At 61.2% G+C, this 21,125-nt stretch carries 18 protein-coding genes; 4 read left to right on the top strand and 14 right to left on the bottom strand.

Annotated elements, in window-relative coordinates; genetic code table 11:
* The first annotated feature begins 297 nt into the window (after positions 1-297).
* The gene (locus CKW24_RS05180) at positions 298-1,227 is read left to right on the top strand and encodes an AraC family transcriptional regulator (RefSeq protein WP_095165827.1); all 930 of its coding nucleotides are present in this window, start codon (positions 298-300) and stop codon (positions 1,225-1,227) included.
* Positions 1,228-1,288: 61 nt separating this feature from the next.
* Here CKW24_RS05180 and CKW24_RS05185 read toward each other — a convergent pair whose 3' ends face one another.
* The 6 genes from CKW24_RS05185 to CKW24_RS05210 form a co-directional block, all read right to left on the bottom strand.
* Entirely contained in the window at positions 1,289-2,344 is a 1,056-nt protein-coding gene (locus CKW24_RS05185; protein ID WP_095165829.1) for an ABC transporter ATP-binding protein, read from the bottom strand.
* 18 nt (positions 2,345-2,362) lie between these two features.
* A complete protein-coding gene (locus CKW24_RS05190) occupies positions 2,363-3,211 on the bottom strand; it encodes an ABC transporter permease (RefSeq protein ID WP_095165831.1) in 849 nt (282 codons plus the stop codon).
* Positions 3,208-4,116, bottom strand: a complete 909-nt coding sequence (locus CKW24_RS05195; RefSeq protein WP_095165832.1) for an ABC transporter permease — start codon at positions 4,114-4,116, stop codon at positions 3,208-3,210. Before CKW24_RS05195 ends, CKW24_RS05190 begins: the two co-directional genes overlap by 4 nt.
* 146 nt (positions 4,117-4,262) lie before the next feature.
* A complete protein-coding gene (locus CKW24_RS05200) occupies positions 4,263-5,366 on the bottom strand; it encodes an ABC transporter substrate-binding protein (protein ID WP_095165834.1) in 1,104 nt (367 codons plus the stop codon).
* A 216-nt stretch (positions 5,367-5,582) separates the two neighbouring features.
* Positions 5,583-7,031 (bottom strand): aldehyde dehydrogenase family protein, encoded by a 1,449-nt coding sequence (locus CKW24_RS05205; protein ID WP_095165836.1) that lies wholly within the window; start codon positions 7,029-7,031, stop codon positions 5,583-5,585.
* Positions 7,028-8,665, bottom strand: coding sequence for a 5-guanidino-2-oxopentanoate decarboxylase (locus tag CKW24_RS05210; RefSeq protein ID WP_095165838.1), 1,638 nt, complete (start codon positions 8,663-8,665; stop codon positions 7,028-7,030). The genes CKW24_RS05205 and CKW24_RS05210 overlap by 4 nt, the downstream gene beginning before the upstream one ends.
* Positions 8,666-8,825: 160 nt before the next feature.
* On the opposite strand from CKW24_RS05210, the gene CKW24_RS05215 reads away from it, so the two are divergent.
* On the top strand, positions 8,826-9,725 hold the full coding sequence (locus tag CKW24_RS05215; RefSeq protein WP_095165840.1) for a LysR substrate-binding domain-containing protein: 900 nt from the start codon (positions 8,826-8,828) through the stop codon (positions 9,723-9,725).
* A gap of 63 nt (positions 9,726-9,788) precedes the next feature.
* Here CKW24_RS05215 and CKW24_RS05220 read toward each other — a convergent pair whose 3' ends face one another.
* The 4 genes from CKW24_RS05220 to CKW24_RS05235 form a co-directional block, all read right to left on the bottom strand.
* Positions 9,789-10,811 carry an alpha-xenorhabdolysin family binary toxin subunit B gene (locus CKW24_RS05220; RefSeq protein ID WP_095165842.1) on the bottom strand — a complete coding sequence of 341 codons (1,023 nt, stop codon included), beginning with the start codon at positions 10,809-10,811 and terminating at the stop codon, positions 9,789-9,791.
* Between the two features lie 32 nt (positions 10,812-10,843).
* On the bottom strand, positions 10,844-12,070 hold the full coding sequence (locus tag CKW24_RS05225) for an alpha-xenorhabdolysin family binary toxin subunit A (protein WP_095165844.1): 1,227 nt from the start codon (positions 12,068-12,070) through the stop codon (positions 10,844-10,846).
* 508 nt (positions 12,071-12,578) lie between these two features.
* On the bottom strand, positions 12,579-13,193 hold the full coding sequence (locus CKW24_RS05230; protein ID WP_095165846.1) for an NAD(P)-dependent oxidoreductase: 615 nt from the start codon (positions 13,191-13,193) through the stop codon (positions 12,579-12,581).
* A 46-nt stretch (positions 13,194-13,239) separates the two neighbouring features.
* Positions 13,240-14,124 (bottom strand): MBL fold metallo-hydrolase, encoded by an 885-nt coding sequence (locus CKW24_RS05235; protein ID WP_095165848.1) that lies wholly within the window; start codon positions 14,122-14,124, stop codon positions 13,240-13,242.
* Between the two features lie 115 nt (positions 14,125-14,239).
* Here CKW24_RS05235 and CKW24_RS05240 point away from each other — a divergent pair, with 115 nt between their 5' ends.
* Complete coding sequence (locus tag CKW24_RS05240; RefSeq protein ID WP_095165850.1) at positions 14,240-15,145, top strand: LysR family transcriptional regulator; 906 nt, start codon at positions 14,240-14,242, stop codon at positions 15,143-15,145.
* Positions 15,146-15,438: 293 nt separating this feature from the next.
* Here the strand turns inward: CKW24_RS05240 and CKW24_RS05250 are convergent, their stop codons facing one another.
* Entirely contained in the window at positions 15,439-16,341 is a 903-nt protein-coding gene (locus tag CKW24_RS05250; protein WP_095165853.1) for a helix-turn-helix domain-containing protein, read from the bottom strand.
* 286 nt (positions 16,342-16,627) lie between these two features.
* Between CKW24_RS05250 and CKW24_RS05255 the strand changes: the two genes are divergently transcribed.
* Positions 16,628-18,145, top strand: a complete 1,518-nt coding sequence (locus CKW24_RS05255) for an MDR family MFS transporter (protein WP_095165855.1) — start codon at positions 16,628-16,630, stop codon at positions 18,143-18,145.
* A gap of 2 nt (positions 18,146-18,147) precedes the next feature.
* Here CKW24_RS05255 and CKW24_RS05260 read toward each other — a convergent pair whose 3' ends face one another.
* The 3 genes from CKW24_RS05260 to CKW24_RS05270 all read right to left on the bottom strand — a co-directional run bounded on the left by CKW24_RS05260 (position 18,148) and on the right by CKW24_RS05270 (position 21,030).
* Positions 18,148-18,996, bottom strand: a complete 849-nt coding sequence (locus CKW24_RS05260; RefSeq protein WP_095165857.1) for a cache domain-containing protein — start codon at positions 18,994-18,996, stop codon at positions 18,148-18,150.
* An 87-nt stretch (positions 18,997-19,083) separates the two neighbouring features.
* Positions 19,084-19,929 carry an ATPase gene (locus CKW24_RS05265; RefSeq protein ID WP_177440589.1) on the bottom strand — a complete coding sequence of 282 codons (846 nt, stop codon included), beginning with the start codon at positions 19,927-19,929 and terminating at the stop codon, positions 19,084-19,086.
* Between the two features lie 93 nt (positions 19,930-20,022).
* Positions 20,023-21,030: an NAD(P)-dependent oxidoreductase gene (locus CKW24_RS05270; protein WP_095165858.1), complete on the bottom strand. Its 1,008-nt coding sequence runs from the start codon at positions 21,028-21,030 to the stop codon at positions 20,023-20,025.
* Positions 21,031-21,125 lie beyond the last annotated feature (95 nt).

Genomic DNA, 21,125 nt, shown 5'->3' on the forward strand with positions numbered 1-21,125 from the left:
AGAAGCTGCGACAGGACCAGAGAATAAGCGCCAGGCTCAAGACTGGTTAGTCGATTCCTGCCGGCTTGTTGCACAATCCTGCGCCGACCGCCGGCGCACCGCTGTGTCCAGCGCATCTACCCGATGAAGATGACAAGAGTGTTTCAAGCAACGATCGCAGCCCTTTGCTGCGGTTCTGCAGGCGGTATCTACCACCACCGCAGGATCAGGCAAGTTTTGCGCAGGATCGGCCTAGCCCCAAGACTTGCACAAACTTAAGCTATGCCCATCCCATCAGCCTTACCGAGGATGTTCGCCATGTCACCTGTGGATTCCAACCACACGCCACTTGACGCCAGCCTGGAGCACCAGCGCGCGGAACTGGCGGCCATCATCCGGCGTAACACCCAGGAGGACGGCAGCTACACCACTGCCATCAACGCGCTGGTGTTGTCACGCCACAGCCAGTCCCACGACTTTGCCCCGGTGCTCGCGCAGCCAGCGCTGTGCATCATGGCCCAAGGGCGCAAAGAGGTCAGGCTGGCCGACGAACTGTTCAACTACGACCCGCTCAACTACCTGGTGGTCTCGGTCTCGATGCCCCTCAGCGGACGGGTGGTGGATGTCTCGCCCCAAGTGCCGATCCTGGCCTTGCGCCTGGACATCGACCCGACGGAAATCACCGCGTTGATTGCCGATGCCGGCCCCCTTGGCGTACCTGCCCGCCCTACCGGGCGTGGCCTGTATGTCGAACAGCTGGATCAACCGATGCTCGACGCGGTGCTGCGCCTGGCGCGTTTGCTGGACACCCCCAAAGACATCGCCATGCTCGCGCCACTGATCCGCCGGGAGATTCTCTACCGTCTGCTGCGCAGCCCCCAAGGCCACCGGCTGTACGAAATCGCCATCGCCAACAGCCAGAGCCATCGCATCAGCCAGGCGATCAAATGGCTCAACGGCAACTTCGAGCAACCATTGCGCATCGATGACCTGGCCCGCGAGGTGAACCTGAGCGTCTCGACCCTGCACCACCGGTTCAAGGCAATGACCGCCATGAGTCCGTTGCAGTACCAGAAGCAACTGCGCCTGCAGGAGGCGCGGCGCCTGATGTTGGCCGAAGGCCTCGACGCCTCGGCGGCGGGATATCGCGTGGGCTATGAAAGCCCCTCGCAGTTCAGCCGCGAATACAGCCGGCTGTTTGGCGCACCGCCGCTGCGGGACCTGGCGCGGTTGCGATTGTCTGTCTGATCAGACCTGATGGCCCCATCGCGAGCAGGCTCGCTCCCACATTAGAGGAGCGAGCGGCCAGTCAGGCACCCAATACGCGGCAAGCCTCGGATGGAATGGTCACCGACACCGGGTTGCCAATGCTCAACCCAATGCCCTGACACGGCGTACTCAAGGCGGTCAGCGAGACCCCGGAGCACTCCACCGTGGTTTCGATGGTCGCGCCGATATCTCGCACGAACGTCACCTTGCCCAACAGGCGATTGCCCGCAGTTGCCTGGGGATGGGACAGTTGCAGGTCTTCGGGGCGCACCAGCATCTTGAGCTTCTCGCCGACCACGATACTGCTGCAGATCGGCACCGCCAGCGCGTCGCCGCCCGGCAAGCTGACCCTGCCGTTGCCCAGCGCGGTTGCCGGGAAGATGTTGCCGGAGCCGATGAAGTCCGCCACGAACGCGTTGGCCGGGTGCCGGTAGATCTCGATCGGCGTGCCGACCTGCTGGATCCGGTGCTCGCCCAGCACTACCACGATGTCAGCCATGGTCATGGCTTCACGCTGGTCATGGGTGACCATGATGGTGGTGATGTTCAGGCGCTGTTGCAGTTGGCGGATTTCCACCTGCATCGACTCCCGCAGCTTGGCGTCCAGGGCGGACAGCGGCTCATCGAGCAGGAGGATTTTCGGGTGCGCGGCAATTGCCCGGGCAATCGCCACCCGTTGGCGCTGGCCCCCAGAGAGCTTGGCGACCGGGCGATCGATCATCGCTTGCAGCTGGATCAGTTCCAGCAACTCCACCACCCGCGCCTGTTGTTCAGCCTTGCTCACGCCGCGCAGCTTCAGGGGGTAGGCGATGTTCTCGCCCACGGTCATGTGCGGGAACAGCGCCAGCGACTGGAACACCATGCCGAAGTTGCGCAGGTGCGCCGGGGTGTGGCCGATGTCCTCGCCGTCCAGGCGAATTTCGCCGCCACTGAGGGTTTCCAGGCCGGCGATCATCCGCAGCAAGGTAGTTTTGCCACAGCCCGAGGGGCCGAGAAAACACACCAGCTTGCCCTCGGGCAAATGCAGGTTGACGTCCCTTACCGCGCAGGCCGAGCCGTAGTGTTTCTCGACGTTTTCCAGAATCAGACCAGTCATGTGAATCACCTCAAGCAATCAGAAGGAAACGCCGCCTTCGCCCACCAGCTTCTCCAACGCCCAGATCAGGACGAAGTCGATCAGCACGATCAGCACGGCAAACGAAAAAACGGTGGGGTCCAGCGATGACACCGTGCGGCTGTACATCCAGATCGGCACGGTCATGACATCGATGGTGTAGAGGAAGTAGGTCACCGTGAACTCGTTGAACGAGACGATGAACGCCAGCAGCATCCCGGCCAGGATCCCCGACTTCATCATGGGCACCACCACATCGACAATCGCCCGGGTCGGCGAGGCGCCGAGCATCTGCGCCGCCTCTTCGACTTCACTGCCGATCGACAGCATTGCCGCCGTGCAGTTCTTCACCACGAAGGGCAAGGCCAGGATCACGTGGGCAATCACCAACCGCGAGGTGGTCATCTGGAACGGCAGGCTGTCGAATACCAGCAGCAAGGCCAAGCCCAGCACCACCATCGGGAACACCAGCGGCAACGACATCAGTTGCAGGGCCACCGCCTTGCCGCGGAACTCGCAACGGGTCAGGGCATAGGCCGCGGGCACTGCGATCAAGGTAGCGAACACCATGGTCAGGCTCGCCACCATCAAGCTGGTGGTCATGGCCTTGCCCAGGCTCAGCACATCGCTGGCATCCGGCGAGACAAAGGTGTGCCAGGCGGCCTTGTACCATTGCAGGCTGTAGCTGCTGGGCGGGAAGTCGAGGTTCGACGCGCCACTGAACGACATGACGATCATGGTCAGGATTGGCAACACCGCCAGCAGCAGGATGCAACCGGACAACACTCCCGCCAGCTTGCCGGTGTCGCCCGGCAACAGCGCCTGGCGTGGCTTGAACAAACGACTCATAACGAAGCCTCCAGCATGCGCCGGCGACGGCCGGTGATGTATTCAGAAAGAGTCATGATCGCCAGCGTGGTGACAATCAACACCACGCCGGCGGCAGACGCTGCGGGCCAGTTCATCAGCGGGGCGATCTGGTCGTGCACCATCACCGCCAGCATCGGTACGCGGCGGCCACCGAGCAGCAAGGGCACCACGAAGCTGCTGGCGTTGTAGGCAAACACCAGGGTCGCACCTGTAATGATGCCGGGCAGGCTCATGGGCAGCACCACCTGGCGAAACACCTGCAAGCGGCTGGCACCGAGGGTCGCGGCGGCTTCTTCATAGGTCCGGGCAACCCCACGCATGGCGCTGGCGATCGGCAGCACAGCCAGCGGAAACGCGGTTTGCACCAGGCCCATCAACACGCCGTTCTGGTTGTACAGCAGCATGATCGGCCGCTTGATCAGGCCCAGGCCCATCAAGGCCTGGTTGAGCATCCCGCCTGGGCCGAGAATCACCAGCCAGCCATAGCTTTGCAGCAGCAGGTTGACCAGCAACGGCAACAGCACCGCCGCCAGGAACACCCGCCGTAGCAAAGGCGAAGTCAGGCGCGACATGGTGTAGGCCACCGGGATCGCCAGCAACACGGCGATCACCGCGCTGATCAGCGCCAGGCGCAGGGTCAGCAGCAAGGACTTGAGGTAATAGGGTTCCAGCAACTGGGCGTAACTGGCCAGGCTGAAACCGCTCCACTCCGCACCTTTGGTGCCCACGCTCATGCGCAGCACCAGCAGGCTGGCGATGATCAGCACACCGAGGAACAGCATCGAGGGCGAGAGAAAAAACCAGGCACGCGCCGTCGGCGATACACCCCGGTTCGGGCGCACGACTGCTGCGCCGACCGGGTGGGTCAGGGGTTGGTGTTCCATAGCAATGATCTCGTCAATGGAAGATCGGGGCATGGCGAGTACTGCGCACTCGATCGCTGGCAAGCCCGCTCCCACAGGTCGTGCATGATTCTTGTAGGAGCTGGCTTGCCAGCGATGAGGTTCGAAGAACCTCCCCGCGATTCAGATCAGGAAGAAAAGATTTCCGTGTAACGACGAATCCATTGGTCATGCACGCTCGCCAGGAAGGCGTTGTCGTGCATGATCGCCTTCTCGGCAATCTGCTCCGGCGTCAGGATGAATGGGCTCTTGCGGGCCTCGGCAGAGATGATGGCCTTGGCGTTGACCGGGCCGTTGAAGATGTCTTCGGCCATCTTGCCCTGGACCAGCGGGTCCAAAGAGTGGTCGATGAAGGCGTAGGCCAGGTCGGTGTCGCCGGGACGGTTCTTCGGCATCACCGACAGCATCAGGTCGGTATAGAAACCTTCCTTCATGCCAAAAGTGGCGCCCAGGCCGTAGGCCGGATCGCGGATCTGCTTGGGGAAAAACGCCGGGGCGTACAGCCCACCCATGTCCAGGGAACCGGTGCGGAACAGCTCGGCGATCTGGTTGGGGTTCTCCCCCAGGGTCACTACCCGGTCCTTGAGCTCGGCGAGCTTCTTGAAGCCCGGCTCGATGTTGTGCTCGTCACCGCCGGCCAGTTTCGCGGCGATGATGATCAGGTCCATGGCCTCGGTCCAGTTCGGCGGCGGCAGGAAGATATTCGGCGCCAGCTCCGCATCCCACAACGCGGCGTAGCTGGTTGGCGCTTCGCTCAGGGTGCGGGTGCTGTAGACCAGGCTGTTGCACCACAACAGGTAACCAATGCCGTGGCCGTTGGCGCCAGTACGGTATTTCTCCGGCACGTCGAGCAGGTTGGGAATCCGGTTGAGGTCGGGCTTTTCCAGCAGGCCGGCGGCGGCCAGGCCTTCGGCACCGACTCCGGCCAGGGTGATGATGTCGTACTGCGGGCGATCACCACCGGCCTTGAGCTTGGCGACCATTTCCGAAGTGCTGCCGGTGCGGTCGGCGATGACCTTGGCGCCGGTCTTGGCCTCGAACGTCGCGGCGATGTTGCGCAGTGCCGCAAGGCCGGTGTCATCGGACCAGGTCAATAGACGCAAGGTCTTGCCTTGAAAGCGCGTGTCACTGGCGTTGGCGCGGATGAACGGCATGCTCATGGCGGCGGCCGCCACCGAGGCGACCCCAACGGTCTTGATGAATTGTCTTCTGTTCAGATCATGCTCGCCCATGAAGGACTCCCTCTATTGTTGTTGATTTGAGGTGGCTGCATCCCTTGCGACCGCGCTGTTCGATCGCTGCAAACCCCTGTGCTACAAGGGCTTTGGCGATGTCGGCGGGTTCATCCTGAGGTCACGCCCTGAGCGCAACAATCGAAAAAAAATCATTGGTGCCATGTCCCGCACGCATGCCTCGTGACGAGGCATGCAGGGCCCGTTTTCGGGCAGTCAGACGGCGCGAATCACGTGTTTTATTTCCTGGAATGCCTGCAAACCCCACGGCCCCAACTCGCGACCGAGACTGCTCTGCTTGTAGCCACCCCAGGCGGCCTGCGGGAAGATCACTTGCGGCGCGTTGATCCACACCAGCCCCGCCTGCAGCGCGTCGGCGACCCGCTGCGCAGCGCTCGCATCGCCGCTGACGACACTGGCCACCAGGCCGAACTGACTGTCGTTGGCCAGCGCGATGGCTTCCTGCTCACTGGCAAAACGGCGCACGCAAAGCACCGGCCCAAAGATCTCCTCGCACCACAGCGCACTGTCCAGGGGCACGTCGGTGAACACCGTCGGCTGCAAAAAATACCCGCGCGGCAGGTCCGCCGGACGCCCGCCACCACACACCAGCCGCGCACCGGCGCTCAGGCCGCGATCGATATGGCCCAGCACTCGCTGGTATTGCGCCTGGTTGACCAGCGCGCCCATCTCCACCTCGGGGTCGAACGGCTCAGCCACGCGGATCGACTCGGCACGACTCTTCAGGCGTTGCAGGAACTCATCCGCCAGTGCATCGGCCACCAGCACCCGGCTGGTGGCGGAGCACATCTGCCCGGCGTTGAAGAATCCACCGCCACTGGCCAGCTCCACCGCCAGGTCGAGGTCGGCGTCGGCCATCACCAGCAACGACGATTTACCGCCCAGTTCCAGGCTCACCCCCTTGATGGTTTCAGCCGCCCGTTGCATGACCTGGACGCCCACCGCGTTGCTGCCCGTGAAGGAAATCTTCGCCACCCGCGGATCGCCCGACAGCGGTGCCCCCACCGCCAGGCCTGTGCCGCAGACCAGGTTGAACACGCCGTTGGGCAAGCCGCTCTGGGCGATGATCGCCGCCAGTTCCAGCTCCGGCAGCGGAGTGACCTCGGAGGGCTTGAGCACCACGCAGCAACCGGCGGCCAGGGCTGGTGCGAGTTTCCAGGCGGTGGTGACCATGGGGAAATTCCACGGCACGATCAGCCCGACCACACCGCAGGGTTCCCGGCGCACGCGGGCGGCAAACGCCTCGCTCGGCAGCTCCAGCGGGCGGTCCTGACTGGCGTCCAGCGCCTCTGCCAGGCCGGCGTAGTACTCGAAGGTGGCGATCACGTCATCGACGTCGATCCCGGCTTCAAACAGCGGTTTGCCGTTGTTGCTCGACTGCAGGTACATCAGCCGTTCACGGCCTGCCTGCACGCCCGAGGCAATGCGGCGCAGGATCGCTCCGCGCTCGGCGCCCGAGGTGTTCGACCATTGGGCAAAGGCCGCGGTGGCGGCACTCAGTGCGCGATCCACCGCCGTTTCGTCGCCGCCGTTGACCGTGGTCAACAGGGCTTCGGTCGCCGGGTTGATGACCCGCAGGTGTTCGCTGCCCGCCGACCATTGGCCATCGATGTACAAACCGTCCTGGGTAATCGGCAAGCTCATGCCAACACCGCCTTCTGCCACTGGTCCTGGTCGATTTCAATCAGGCTCGGGCCCTGGCGATCCACCGCGGCCCGCAGCGCCGCTCGTAGTTCATCCAGCCCATTGATGGTCTGGGCCGCACAGCCCAGGCCCTTGGCCACGGTGATGAAATCCGGGGTATAGATGTCGACGCCCACCGGTTCGATGGCGCGGTTGACCATGTATTTCTTGATCTCTTCGTAGCCCTGGTTATTCCACAGCAGGACAATCACCGGCGTGCGCGCTTCCACGGCACTGGCCAGTTCCGGCAAGGTGAACTGCAGGCCGCCGTCACCGATCAGGCACACCACCGGGGGCCGGGTGTCGCGCGCCTGGCCACCGCCGAGCCAGGCGCCGATGGCCGCCGGCAAAGCGTAACCGAGGGTGCCGTAACCGGTGGAGGAGTTGAACCAGCGACGCGGGCGCTGCGGATTGAATGTCAGGTTGCCGCTGTACACCGGTTGGGTTGAATCGCCGACGAACACCGCCTCTGGCAAGACCTCCTGCACGGTTTCCAGGAACAGCGTCTGGGCCAGGGTCGGTGCGTCCCAGGTACTTGCCAGCTCAGCCCGCAGGCTGGCCGCGCGGGCCTGGCCCCAATCGCTACGGCGCTCGGCCAGGACATGTTTGGCCACGCCATCGAGCAGGGCTTGGGCGGCATATTGCGCATCCGCCACCAGCGCGACTTTCGGCGGGTAGTTACGCACGGTCTGGTCCGGGTCGATGTCGACCCGCAGCAGCGTCCCGGGAATTTCGAAGCCGCCGGCAAAGGTCACGTCGTAATCGGTTTCCGCCAGTTCGGTGCCGATCGCCAGCACCACATCGGCGTCCGCTACCAGGGCGCGGGTCGCCACCAGGGATTGGGTCGAGCCGATCAGCAAGGGGTGCTCTGCGGGCAACATGCCTTTGGCGTTGATGGTCAGGGCCACCGGCGCGTCCAGCAGCTCGGCCAGGCGGGTCACTTCGACGGCGGCATCGATCGAACCGCCACCGGCGAGAATCAGCGGACGCTGGGCGTTTGCCAGCAGTTCACTCATCTGTGCCACGGCCGACGGCGCGGCGCCAGCGCGGGTAATGTTTACCGGCTGGCTGCCTTGCAGGGCGTCGGCGTCTTCCACCAGCACATCGAGGGGAATCTCGATGTGCACCGGACGCGGACGCCCGGCCTGGAACAGGGCGAAGGCCCGGGCCAGCACGCCCGGCAGCTCGGCGGCCGACATCAGCGTATGGGAAAACGCCGCCACCCCTGCCACCAGGGCACCCTGGTTCGGCAGTTCGTGCAGCTTGCCGCGACCGCCGCCCAACTGGCTGCGCGACTGCACGCTGGAGATCACCAGCATCGGGATCGAGTCAGCATAGGCCTGGCCCATGGCGGTGGTGATATTGGTCATGCCGGGACCGGTGATGATGAAGCACACCCCGGGTTTGCCGCTGGTGCGGGCATAGCCGTCGGCCATGAACCCGGCGCCCTGTTCGTGGCGCGGCGTGACGTGGTTGATGCTCGAACGGGCCAGCCCGCGATACAGCTCAACGGTGTGGACCCCGGGAATGCCGAATACCTGCTCGACCCCGTAGCCTTCGAGTAACTTGACCAATACTTCACCGCACGTCGCCATGTCTTTGCCCTTCTTGTTCGTTGAGACGCTGACCCCCGCGCGACATTGGTTGCTGCACGACGGGGCTCAGTCATGGCGTTATTGGAACGGTCTGCGGGTAGCCGCAACAATCGATAAAAAGTCATACTCGCCATGTCCTCACCTCATGCCTTGGCGTCCCATGAAACGACTTCCTCCCCTCCCCGCCCTGCACACGTTTCTGATCACGGCCCAGTGCTGCAACTTCACCCGGGCGGCCGAGCAGTTGCACATCACCCAGGGCGCGGTGAGCCGGCAGATTGCCGGGCTGGAGGAACACCTGGGGTACGCGCTGTTCCACCGCCAGGCACGCGGCTTGAGCCTGACGGCCGAAGGCCAGGAATGGTTGCCGCGTATCCAGCAGGTGTTCGGTTTGATCGACGAGGCGGTGGAACAGGTCGGCGCGCACCGCGAAACCCTGCAGCTCAAGGCCCCGACCTGCGTGATGCGCTGGCTACTGCCACGTTTGCTGCAATGGCAGAAGGAGCGTCCGGACGTGCCGGTGGAGCTGACCACCACGGTGCATCACGGGGTGGATTTTCACCGCGAACAGTTCGACGCCGCCGTGATGTACGGCGCACAACCGGACAGCGCGCTGGCGTCGCTGCGCCTGTTCGATGAACAACTGACGCCCGTCTGCTCCCAGCCGCTGCTCGATGGCCCGGTGCCGCTGCACAGCCCGGCAGACCTCGACCGGCACTTGCTGTTGCACCCCACGCGGGATCAACGGGACTGGAAAGCCTGGCTGAAAGCGGCGGACGTCAACCTCAGCACCGTGGGCAAGGGCCAGCACTTCGAGACCCTCGACCTGGCGATGTCGGTGGCCTCTCAAGGCACCGGGGTGGCGATTGGTGACTGGTCGTTGATTGGCGATGACCTGAGTGCCGGACGGCTGGTCATGCCCTTCGCGCTGAAGGTGCGTACGGGGCTGGCGTACTATCTGGTGTTCCCGCAAAAGCCGGGACCGTCGCCGCAGCTGCGCGAGTTGATGGCGTGGCTGATACTGCAGGCACAACAACGTGATGAGCGCTCGACGGTGTAGCTCCACTGCCTGCAAAACAAAGAAGGTCATGCACTTGGCATGACCTTCGGTTCATTTGATGAATCAGCTTTTCTTGATGGCATTCAAATAGCGCTGAAATGCCTCATAACGTTCGGCAGTCGCCTCCAATGCCGCCACATCCGTTATCGACTCAGGCATGTTGTCCTGGAGAAAATGTGTGTAGGCCAAAGCGACCTTGGCGACTTCTTCCCGCCAACTACGAATCACTGCCCCCAGTGCGTCCAGCTCATCCAATGCTTGGAGCTTGCGTCGCAACTCACGGACTTGCAACTCGTCAGACTTGAGGCTGGCACCCAGCATCGTCGTGCGCTCGCGCACGGCATCCCTGGCTTGCGCCAAATTGGTGAACTGACGCCCCTGGTCGACACCCTCAAGGTTTCCCTGGAGCTTGTTGAGCAGCATTTGCAGGAAGTCCTTATCCGGCTTTTTTGTCGCGACCAGCTTCATCGCACCCTGAATTTCCTCTACGCTCGGCAGCAGGCTTTTGACGATAGCCCGCCAGCCCGGCGTCTTGAACCGCTGAATGGCATCATCGATAAATTGCTTCTCCGCAGCGAGCTTCTCAAGGTCCCCCTTGTCGGTCTCAATGCGCCGTTCAATAGTCGCCACCTCAGAACTGAAGGTACTAGGCAAATTACCGACCGACTCAGCGAAACTGACCGAGTCAAGCTCCCGGACCACCCTCGCCAGATTGCAATTGGCAGAAGCCACCATCACCTGCGAAGCGCTGACCCGCTCAACCCCTTGATTGAGGAGCTTGCCTGCTTGTTGATCTTTCACTACGGAAGACAAATCAGTGAGGCTTCGAACCTCCTTGATACAGGTCAACGTTGCGACGAACCCAGTGTTGGCCAATGACGCGTGAACCATCTTGATATCGTCGAACAGTTGTTGATGTGCGTCATTCAGCTCGCCCCCGACAAACGTGAGTTTTTCTTTCAATGAGGGTAGAAAATCAAAATCCTGACCTGCCACACTCATATTCAGCCGGTCCTTGGCGACCCTCATCTCAGCAGTATCGGGCACCACATAATGACCAGCTGCCAACAATCCATAGTTATTCATAGTTATATTCATCCCTGAATAAAAAAACTTAATTATTCTTTAATAATCTGATTAAAAACAGCTGACAGCGCGTGAGCATGCCCCTTAATGGTTTTCCACGGTTCGAAAATAGCCTGAAGATTAAGCACCAGCAAAAGCAGATCCAACTCAGTCGCATTGCCTTTAAATGCGTCCAGAGACACACGCAGGCTACTCCAGACAATACCCAATACATCCTCGATACACTTGATGCCTTGCTCGGCGTCCTTCATCAATGAACGCATATCGGTAAAACGGGTCGCCAGGGTAATCAGGCTTTGCGACAACCGAGCCTTCGACAACTTACCAACCAAGTCCTCCTTACGTTTTAACAACTGATTTTTTTGCGCTCTTGTTTCTTCCGCCTGAGCACCAAATATACCACCGGTCACTAGCAGTCCAATCGGACCAAACACCAGCCCGGTAAAAGCATATCCCACTTGGCTGTCATACTCCGACTGCTTTTCGGCAATCTGCTCATCAAGCGACTTTATTTGTTCACGAAGCGCATCGACCTCTTCGTCCCTGCCAATATGCGCCTCATCGACAATTTTTTGCTTGAGCGCCAGCTGAATCAATAACTCATCCGATATCTTGCGTGAAAAATCTATTGCCAACCGATTGACGTCGGCAACCTCCAGATAGAACACCTCGATATCCTTTCTCGCCCACTTCAATGCCTTGCCGAGGTTTTCAACACGCTTTGAATCGGTACTGCCAAGCGGAATGGCAGCCAAACTTTCTTTCTCATCCTCGCTCAATGAATCAACATTGCCCTCAAAATTTTTATAAGCTTCGCTGCCCTTCAAAACCTCGACAATTGTTTCACCCGACTTGATAAACGTGCTGGCAAACAAATCCAAGTGATTGCCAACATCCTTTGTCCTACGCTCCAGCGTTGCCCATGACATTGCATGCTGATGAATCTGCTGATGAAGCCGTTGCATGCTCGCAGGGTCAAGCGCTTCGTAACCCGACTCACGATAGCCCAGGAAAGCTTCAACCTCACTGATATTTACCGGCAAGGCAAGCCCCGCACGAACATAGCGCTTAATTGACACCACATGACTCTTCTTTACGATAAACGTCTCATCATCAATATTTTCCATCCGCTTCCCAAAATACTGAACCGGCACTAATTTTGAGGCCTCCATCACATCAGTAATGCCCTCCAACTTTGGAACAACTTTCTCCGCTATGATTTGCAACTGATAAGCTGCCAACTCTAACTCCCGCTCCATACATCCTCCGGCGCGCTACTAAAAATACGACTACGATTTAAATGCTTATTCATGCATTGCCTGAAGCAACGAATAACACATTGACTGTCAAGTCACCGTATCGCGCCAACACCCTTACCCACAATTCCCCAGCAGAAGCAGATAACGTAAGACGTTGAACCTGAATACTGTAAGACCTCTAAAAACGCCCCCCTAAAAACAACTTATACATAGACCAAACACTCTATTGCTACTCAACGCTGCGCCCAACCTGTACTAAAGCACTCGACGCGATAACAGCACACACCGGCTCCGATAAGCGCGCAAAAAAAAGGCCACTCAGTGGCTAATGCCGATCAGTTAAGCCCTTTTGTAGGAGCGAGCTTGCTCGCGAAGAACTCAACGGCGCCGCGTTTATACTGAATACACGCGTTATCGTTGACGTTTTTCGCGAGCAAGCTCGCTCCTACAATTGACAGCGTCGCTTAACTGATCAGCATTACACTCAGTGGCCTTTTTTAATATTCAATCAGTAACCTACCGTAAATCTCTGCCGGGAATAAGCGTGTTTCTCTACTTCATCGAGCATTGCAATCGCATAGTCGGCGAAAGTAATCCAGCTCTTGCCTTCAGCACTCACCAGCAAGTCATCCTGGCCGATACGAAAAGTCCCGGTGCGCTGACCTTCAACGAACAGCGCGGACGGTGAGAGGAAGGTCCAGTCGAGCTCTTGCTCCTGGCGCAAGGTGTCGAGGAACATCGCGCCGGCGCTGGCCTCGGCCTTGTACTCGGCCGGGAAGTCCGGGGCGTCGATGACCCGGCTGCCATCTGGCAACAACAACGAACCGGCACCGCCCACCACCAGCAGGCGCTTGACCCCGGCCGCCTGCACCGGGCCGATCACGGCGCTGGCCGGGATGGTCGCAAAATGTGCGGCACTGATCACCAGGTCGTGGCCGGCCACTGCCGCTTGTAAGGCGGCTGCATCGAGAACGTCCACGTTCTTGCTCACCACACCCGGACGCAGGCTGAGTTTCGAGGTGTCGCGGGCGATGGCGGTGACGCTGTGGCCACGACGCAGGGCTTCTTCCAGCAGTTGGCTACCGGCACGGCCGGTGGCGCCAATGAGTGCGATCTTGCTCATGAACAGTGCTCCAGTGATTGCGGTTGGCTAATGACAGGGTGACGAGTTACCACTGCATCTCGCCCTTGGCGACTTTGGCGCTCAGCTCCAGGGAGCTTTCCTCGCCCAGGTTCGGGTAGCGCTTGAGCATCGCAGCGATCAGCGCGGTGGAGTCCTTGGCCTTGGCGGTTTCTTGATCAAAGGCCTTGATGTACTCGGCGGTGAAATGCACGGCGGCCAGCGAGCGGCTGCTGTCACCCAGGTAGTGACCGGGAACCAGCGTCTGCGGCTGCAGTTTGACGATGCGGTCCAGGGTGCTCAACCAGTCGGCATGGGACTGCGCGGTCTGGGTGTCCGCCATCCAGACGTGGATGTTTTCCGCGACCACCACTCCGCCGACCACCGCCTTGATCGACGGGATCCACACGAAGCTGCGATCCGGCTGCTTGCCGTCCAGGCCCACGATGTCCAGGGTCTGGCCTTCCAGGCTCAGGCTATGGCCCTTGAGCACGCCGGGGATGATGGTTTTAGCCGGCACGTCAGCGCCCATCTGGGGGCCCCAGAACTTCAGTTTGCCTTCAACCGTGGCCTTGATGTGATCAACCGTCGGTTGCGAGGCCAGCACTTTGGCGTTGGGGAATGCCGTCGTCAGGGTGTCCAGGCCGAAGTAGTAATCCGGGTCGCCGTGGCTGATGTAGATGGTAGTCAGCTGTTTGCCGCTGGCGCGAATCTTCTCCACCACCTGCTGGGCCTGGGACTTGCCGAACTGGGCATCCACCAGAATCGCCTGTTTTTCGCCGCTGACCAGCACCGAGCTCACCGGGAAGGTGGCAGCAGTGCCCGGGTTATACACATCCAGGGTCAATGCCGGGCTGGCGGCCGCCGCATGCGCCGCAAAACCGAGGGTGGCGGTGGCCAGTAAAAGGCGTTTGAAGGTGCTGAAACCGATCATGGTGCTGCTCCGTGTTCCGTGGGCCGGGTTTGGCGATGGGACAGAGCTTAGTTGCCTTACTCGCTACAAAAAATGCGATGCTTGAACATAGTTTGTTTCTGAAAGCGGGCAAATCATGGATCGTCTTCAAGCAATGCGCGTGTTCGTCAGCGTGGTCGACCTCGGCAGCCAGTCGGCCGCCGCCGATCATCTGGACCTCTCCCGCCCGGTGGTGTCGCGTTACCTGGCGGAACTGGAAGACTGGGTCGGCGCCCGGCTGATGCACCGCACCACTCGCAAGCTGAGCCTGACCGCCGCCGGCAACGAGATCCTGCCCCGCTGCCGGCAGATGCTCGACCTGTCGAGCGACATGCAAGCCGCCGTCAGCGAGCCGGATGACGCCCCACGCGGCCTGCTGCGCATCAGCGTCAGTACTTCGTTCGGCCAGGCGCAACTGGCCGATGCCATGGCCGTCTACGTCAAGCGCTTCCCCGGGGTCAGCATCGACCTGCAAATGCTCGACCGCACGGTGAACCTGGTGGATGAACGCATCGACCTGGCGATTCGCACCAGCAACGACCTGGACCCGAACCTGATCGCCCGGCGCCTGACTGTCTGCCGCTCGCTGATCTGCGCCTCCCCGGCGTACCTGCTCGAACACCCGGCGCCGCAGCGGGTCGAAGACCTGAGCCTGCACAATTGCCTGACTCACTCCTACTTCGGCAAGAGCCTGTGGCACTTCGAGCAGGCGGGTGAACAAGTCTCGGTGCCGGTGCAGGGCAACATCAGCGCCAACGAGGCCAGCACCCTGCTGCGCGCCGCCATGGCCGGCGCCGGGATAGCCATGCTGCCCAGCTACCAGGCCCATGTGCACATTCACCGCGGCGAACTGGTGCGCCTGCTGCCTCACGCCGAGCCACGGCAGCTGAACATGTACGCGGTGTACGCCTCACGCAAGCACATGCCGGCGGCATTGCGCAGCATGCTGGATTTCCTGGTGGTGAGGTTTGCGCAAGAGCCGGAATGGGATAAGGGGCTTTAAGCGCTATGGCGCCATCAACCGCCTGAATGTCCGCCTACAAACGCAGGCAGCATTCATGGCGTCCAGGCACAACTGACCTATGCTGATAGTAGTACCCCCGGGTATTCGTTCAGAGGTCGATGCCATGAACATTAAAACCAGACGGTATTTCGCGATCTTCATTACCTGCACCGCCACATTGGCGCTATATGGCACCGCCGCCTACCGTGTCGAACAGGCCAGGCAGCAACCCAGGGTCGCGGCCAGTTGTGGCGTTGACCAGTGCATTCCACACAGCGCGACCTTGAACGCACTCAGGTAGACCGCGCTCCCTCTTGATCGCTCTTCAAGCGATCACGAAAGGCCTTGGGCGAGATTCCGACACGGCGGCGGAACAGCCGGGTGAAATTGGTCGGGTCGGAAAAGCCCAGCAGATCGGACATCTCGTAAATCGTCATGCTGGTGTAGGTCAGCATGCGCTTGGCCTCGAGCAACTGGCGTTCGTGCATGATCTGCAATGCCGGCTGCCCCGCCAGCTCACGGCACGTGCCGTTGAGGTGGGACACGGAAATTCCCAGGCGGTGGGCCAAATCCTCGACCTTGACGTGCTGGCGATAATTCTCTTCCACCAGTTGAATGAAGCCGTTGAGGTATTCCCGGGCGCGCTGCGGGCGCTGGTGAGTGCTATGGCGCTGGATCACCTGGCGACTGACCCAGACCAGAATCACGCTGACCAAAGCATGCATGAGCATCTCGCGCGCCGGTTGATGGCCGTTGTACTCCGCCTGCAAGGCGCCGAACAGGCTATTGAGGTACTCGGCCTGAGCGCCCGCCAGGTAACTTTCAGCTTGGGCCAGGGCGTTGACCGAATGACCCAGTTGAGCTTGCAGATGAACCACCAACGGGGCCGCCAGGGTCAGGATGAAACCCTCGACATCCTCACTGAAGCGAAAACCGTGGATCGACAGCGCCGGCAGGATCTGGATGCCAGGCTCGTCAAGCCGGGTCAGTTGGCCTTCGATTTCGAGTTCTGCCTGGCCTTTGAATACAAACAGCAACTGACATAAATCGGCATGGCGGTGGGGTTTGATTTTCCATTGGTGTTCGCGGCTGCGCTGGGAGATCGTTTCGCAATGCAGCAAGTCCGGTGTCGGCCAGTCCAGACTTTCACCATAGAGTTTGAATACCGGAATCGCAGGAAGGGCAGGCTTGTTCATAACGTCAGTCCAGGCCTCAGCGTAACGGGCGAAAATCGCCCCGATTGGCGAAATGTACAGGTTTTGGCTCAGCGTTCTTCCTTAATTGACCGACTCACCAAGGAAAAATGCAAGCGCTGGATCGATAAAAACCACCCGCCGGCCGGTCCGAGTGACGCTTTTGAGCCATAACGACCCGCAAACCACGCACAACGGCGTCGTGGAGAACGTCCAGCAGCTTTCTTACGAGGCTATCGAATAGCCTGCTACCGACTTACACTGGCGACATCCCCCGCAGGGTTTGCCCGTGACCACCATGAATCAGCCTGAATCCCCCAAGCCGGCCATTCGCAGCGTACTGATCGCCCTGATGCTGGCGATCTTCCTCGGCGCGCTGGACCAGACCATCGTTGCCGTGTCGATGCCGGCCATTTCCGCCCAGTTCAAGGACGTCAGCCTGCTGGCCTGGGTGATTTCCGGCTACATGGTGGCGATGACGGTGGCGGTGCCGATCTACGGCAAGCTCGGCGACCTCTACGGTCGGCGCAAGTTGATGCTGTTCGGCATGGGCCTGTTCACCCTGGCCTCGTTGCTGTGCGGCCTGGCACAGAGCATGGAGCAACTGGTCCTGGCGCGGATCATCCAGGGCATCGGTGCCGGCGGGATGATTTCGGTCAGCCAGGCGATCATCGGCGACATCGTGCCACCGCGCGAACGCGGCCGGTACCAGGGCTACTTCAGCAGCATGTACGCGGTGGCCAGCGTCGCCGGGCCGGTGCTCGGCGGCTACATGACCGAGTACCTGTCATGGCGCTGGGTATTCCTGATCAACCTGCCCCTGGGCCTGGGCGCCTGGCTGGTGGCCAACCGCACGCTGGTAGGCTTGCCGGTGCCGCAACGCAAACCGCTGATCGACTACCTCGGCACGCTACTGATGATCATCGGCCTGACCGCCCTGCTGCTCGGCATCACCCAGGTTGGCCAGGGCCACGCCTGGCGCAGTGCCGAGGTGCTGGGGCTGCTGGCTGGCGCGGTACTGACCCTGGCGCTGTTCGTCTGGCACGAGCGCCGCGCCCGCGAACCGCTGCTGCCGATGCACCTGTTTGCTAACCGCAATGCACTGCTGTGCTGGTGCACGATTTTCTTCACCAGTTTCCAGGCGATCTCCCTGATCGTGCTGATGCCCCTGCGCTTTCAGAGCGTCACCGGTGCCGGTGCCGACAGCGCCGCGCTGCACCTGTTGCCGCTGGCCATGGGCTTGCCGATGGGGGCCTACTACGCCGGGCGCCGAACCTCGGTGACCGGACGCTACAAACCGATGATCCTCACGGGCGCGCTGCTGACCCCGATCGCGATCCTCGGCATGGCCTACAGCCCGCCGCAAGCGATGCTCCTCAGCAGCCTGTTCATGATGCTCAGCGGGATCGCTGCCGGCATGCAGTTTCCGACCTCGCTGGTGGGCACGCAAAATTCGGTGGAGCAACGGGACATCGGCGTCGCCACCAGCACCACCAACCTGTTCCGCTCGCTCGGCGGCGCGGTGGGGGTGGCATTGATGTCGGCCCTGTTGCTGGCGCTATTGCAGGATTCCAGCTTCGCCCACCTGGCAGGCACATCGCTGGTGAGCGAAGGCAGTTCCGGCAACGTCCTGCTCGACGGCTTGAATGCCGCCCCGGGCGACGCGCAGCACGCCCTGCGCGCCGAACTGCTGCTGACCTTCCGGCATTTGCTGATGGTCAGTGCGGCGGTGTCGCTGCTAGGACTGGCGGCCGCCATCGCGATGCCCAACCAACTGCTGCGCGGCCGCGAACACAACGCCAAGTAGGGTCAAGGACTGTAATACCCCACCGCCACCAGCCGGTTGCCGACTTTTTTCAAGTAGGCGTGCTTGTTCTCCACCTTGCCGGTAACCGGGTTTTTCCAGCGGTATTGGTACTCGCCCTGATCCTGCGTAGCCATCAGCGCCAGGATCGGCTCGCCCACCGGTTTGCCTTCCGGGTCCTTGATCTTGCCGAAGTCGGTATTGATCAAGCGCAGGTTGGTGCCGTGGGCCAGGTAACGTTGATTGTCGAGATTGACCACGAACACATACAGGTCGTCCTGCAGAAAACCGCCCTGTAGGGAATTGATCGATTTGAGCGTGGCCTGTTCATCCTTGGCCAGGTCGGCCGCCGCTTTGTCGAGCAGGGCCTTGGCCTGTTCTGCCGAAGCCCGAGGCAGGTAGTAACCGACTGCAAGAATCCGCTGGCCGATGCGCTGGTAGTACACACGCTTGCGCTCGACCTTGCCGTCAGCCCAGTTCTGCCAACGATACTCGGCGGTCTGGATGCCGTTGCCCTCAGGCACCAGCAAGGCGTTCTTGAAGGCTTTCTGCAGATCAGGGCCGAGCACTTCGGACACATCGCGCCCGATCAATGCCGAGGACGGCCCGCCACTGGCGAGCATCGTGCCCTTGGTGTCGAGCACAAAGACGTATTTGTCCTTGTCGACAAACTCACCCTGGCGACTGAAGGCGGCAAACGCCTTGTCCCCGTGGTCGTGGTAATAGGCCAGGGCCTTTTCCAGCAAGGCCAGCGCGGCCTTGTCCTCATCGGCGACCTTGGCCGCCGCCTGCACCTGCCCCAGGCACAACAGCAGTAACCCGCCGAGCAGCACGGCTTTTTGCAGAAACCTCATTGCGCGTCCCTCGTTCTTGTTGATGTTTCAAGAGCGTAGACGGCTTGAGGCTATGTACGAATATTCAGCAAAACCCAGCCGACCCGATCAAGGGCGAGTGCTGATCTGCTGCTGCAAATTGCGGATCTGGGTCTGCAAGGTGGTGATGTTGCGTGTGACCTGGCCACGGAAAGCATCGAACTCGGCCACTGTAGCGCCGCCTTGCGGGGCCGCCGGGCGATTGTCCTGCTCGCTCTTGATCACCAGCAACTCCTGCTCCAGACGGTCGATGGCCGCGCTCGGATTACCCTGTTTCTTCAACGCGGCGATCTCGGCACTGAGGCTTTTAAGCTCAGCCTCGACCTTGCTGGTATCGGCCGGCGTGCTCTTGAGGGTGGTCACCTCGGTACCCAGGGTCTTGAGTTCGCTTTGCAACTGGCTATTGAGGGTACGCTGCTCGGCGCTTTGCGCCGCGATCTGTGCCAGGCGTTTGTCCAGGTCAGTCGCCTGCCCCACCACGCCCTGCTGTTGCTGGCCCTGCTCCAGCAACTGGCTCTCCAGCTGTTTGATTTGCAACTTGAGCGCTTCACTGTCGCTGCTGACGTTGGTCTGGCTGGCGACGACCTTGCCGGAAATGTCCTGCAAGCGCCCGGCCGCTTCCTCACTGATGCGCGCGAAGCTTTCCTGGGTGGCCACCAACTGCTGCTCCATCAGGGAGATCTGCTGGAAGCTCCACCAGGCCAGGCCAATGAACGCAAAGAACAGCGCGCCCACCAACGCCCACAACGGGCCGGTGCTGGGCCCCTTGACCTGGACCGCAGGGACGCTGCGCGCCTGCACGCTGCTGCGCTCGCGGGTGGGGCCGGCGGTGTGGAAGTCATCGTGATCGAAGCTGTCGGCACGCAGGCTCGGCACATTATCGAAGTCGTCGTTGGCATCGTTACGCATGGACATGAGTCAACCTTTTGGAACCACAGAAATGGCTAAATGCGCCGAGTATAAACCTTGAACTCGGCGCATTGATCGACCCCGAACCCGTCACTCGGTTCAGTGCCGGGGGTGTCCGCCGATGTCCTGGGCCTTCCACCAGCCACAGAATTCATCCAGCGCCGCCCACAGGCTGACTTTCGGGTCGTAGTCCAGATAATGCCGGGCGCGGCTGATGTCCAGGGTGAAATTTTTGTTCATCACCTGCATTCCCAGGCGCGACAGGGTCGGCTCGGGGCGCCCCGGCCAGAGTTTGCAAAAGCCCTCGTTCAGCGCCGCAACGCTGTAGGCCAGGCCGTAGGAACGGTACCGCGTGACCTGCGGGACTTCCATCTGGCGCATCACATAGTTGACCACGTCCCACACCGGCACGGGGGCACCATTGCTGATGTTATACACCTTGCCCAGCGCCGAACCGCTGGCCAGCAGACAGCTGAGCATGGCCTCATTGAGGTTCTGCACGCTGGTGAAGTCGACCTTGTTCAGGCCATTGCCGACAATCGCCAAGCGCCCCTTGCGCTGCATTTTCAGCAGTCGCGGGAAGATGCTCATGTCACCGGCGCCGGTGACAAAGCGCGGGCGCAGGGCCAGCACTTCGAGCCCGAACTCCTGGGCGCCGAAGACCTTCTGCTCGGCCAGGTACTTGGTCGCCGCGTAGGGATGCTTGAACCGCTTGGGCACTTGCTCTTCGGTCAGGCCCAGGTGGTCGCGGCCATCGAAGTAGACCGACGGCGAGGACAGGTGCACCAGGCGGCGGACGTTTTGCTTGAGGCAGGCCTCGACCACGTTTTCGGTGACCAGCACGTTGCCCTGATGGAAATCCTGATAGCGCCCCCACACCCCTACCGCACCGGCGCAATGCACCACGGCATCGACGTCCACGCACAGGTCGCGCACCAGCTGCCCATCGGTCAGGTCGCCCTGGACGAACTGGGCACCGCGGCGCACCAGATGCTCGACGCTCTCGGCCCGGCGACCGTTGACCCGCACGTCCAGGCCCTGCTCCAGGGCGAACCGCGCAAAGCGCCCGCCAATGAAGCCGCTTGCGCCGGTGACCAGAATTTTCATGTATTGCTCCTACAGATGCAGTTCCAAGCTTCAAGCCACAAGCTGCAAGTTAAAAACGGTACGCAAGCTCTTCACTTATCGCTTGCTGCTTGACG

It is taken from the genome of Pseudomonas sp. Irchel 3H3 (assembly GCF_900187635.1).
Taxonomy (GTDB): Bacteria; Pseudomonadota; Gammaproteobacteria; order Pseudomonadales; family Pseudomonadaceae; genus Aquipseudomonas.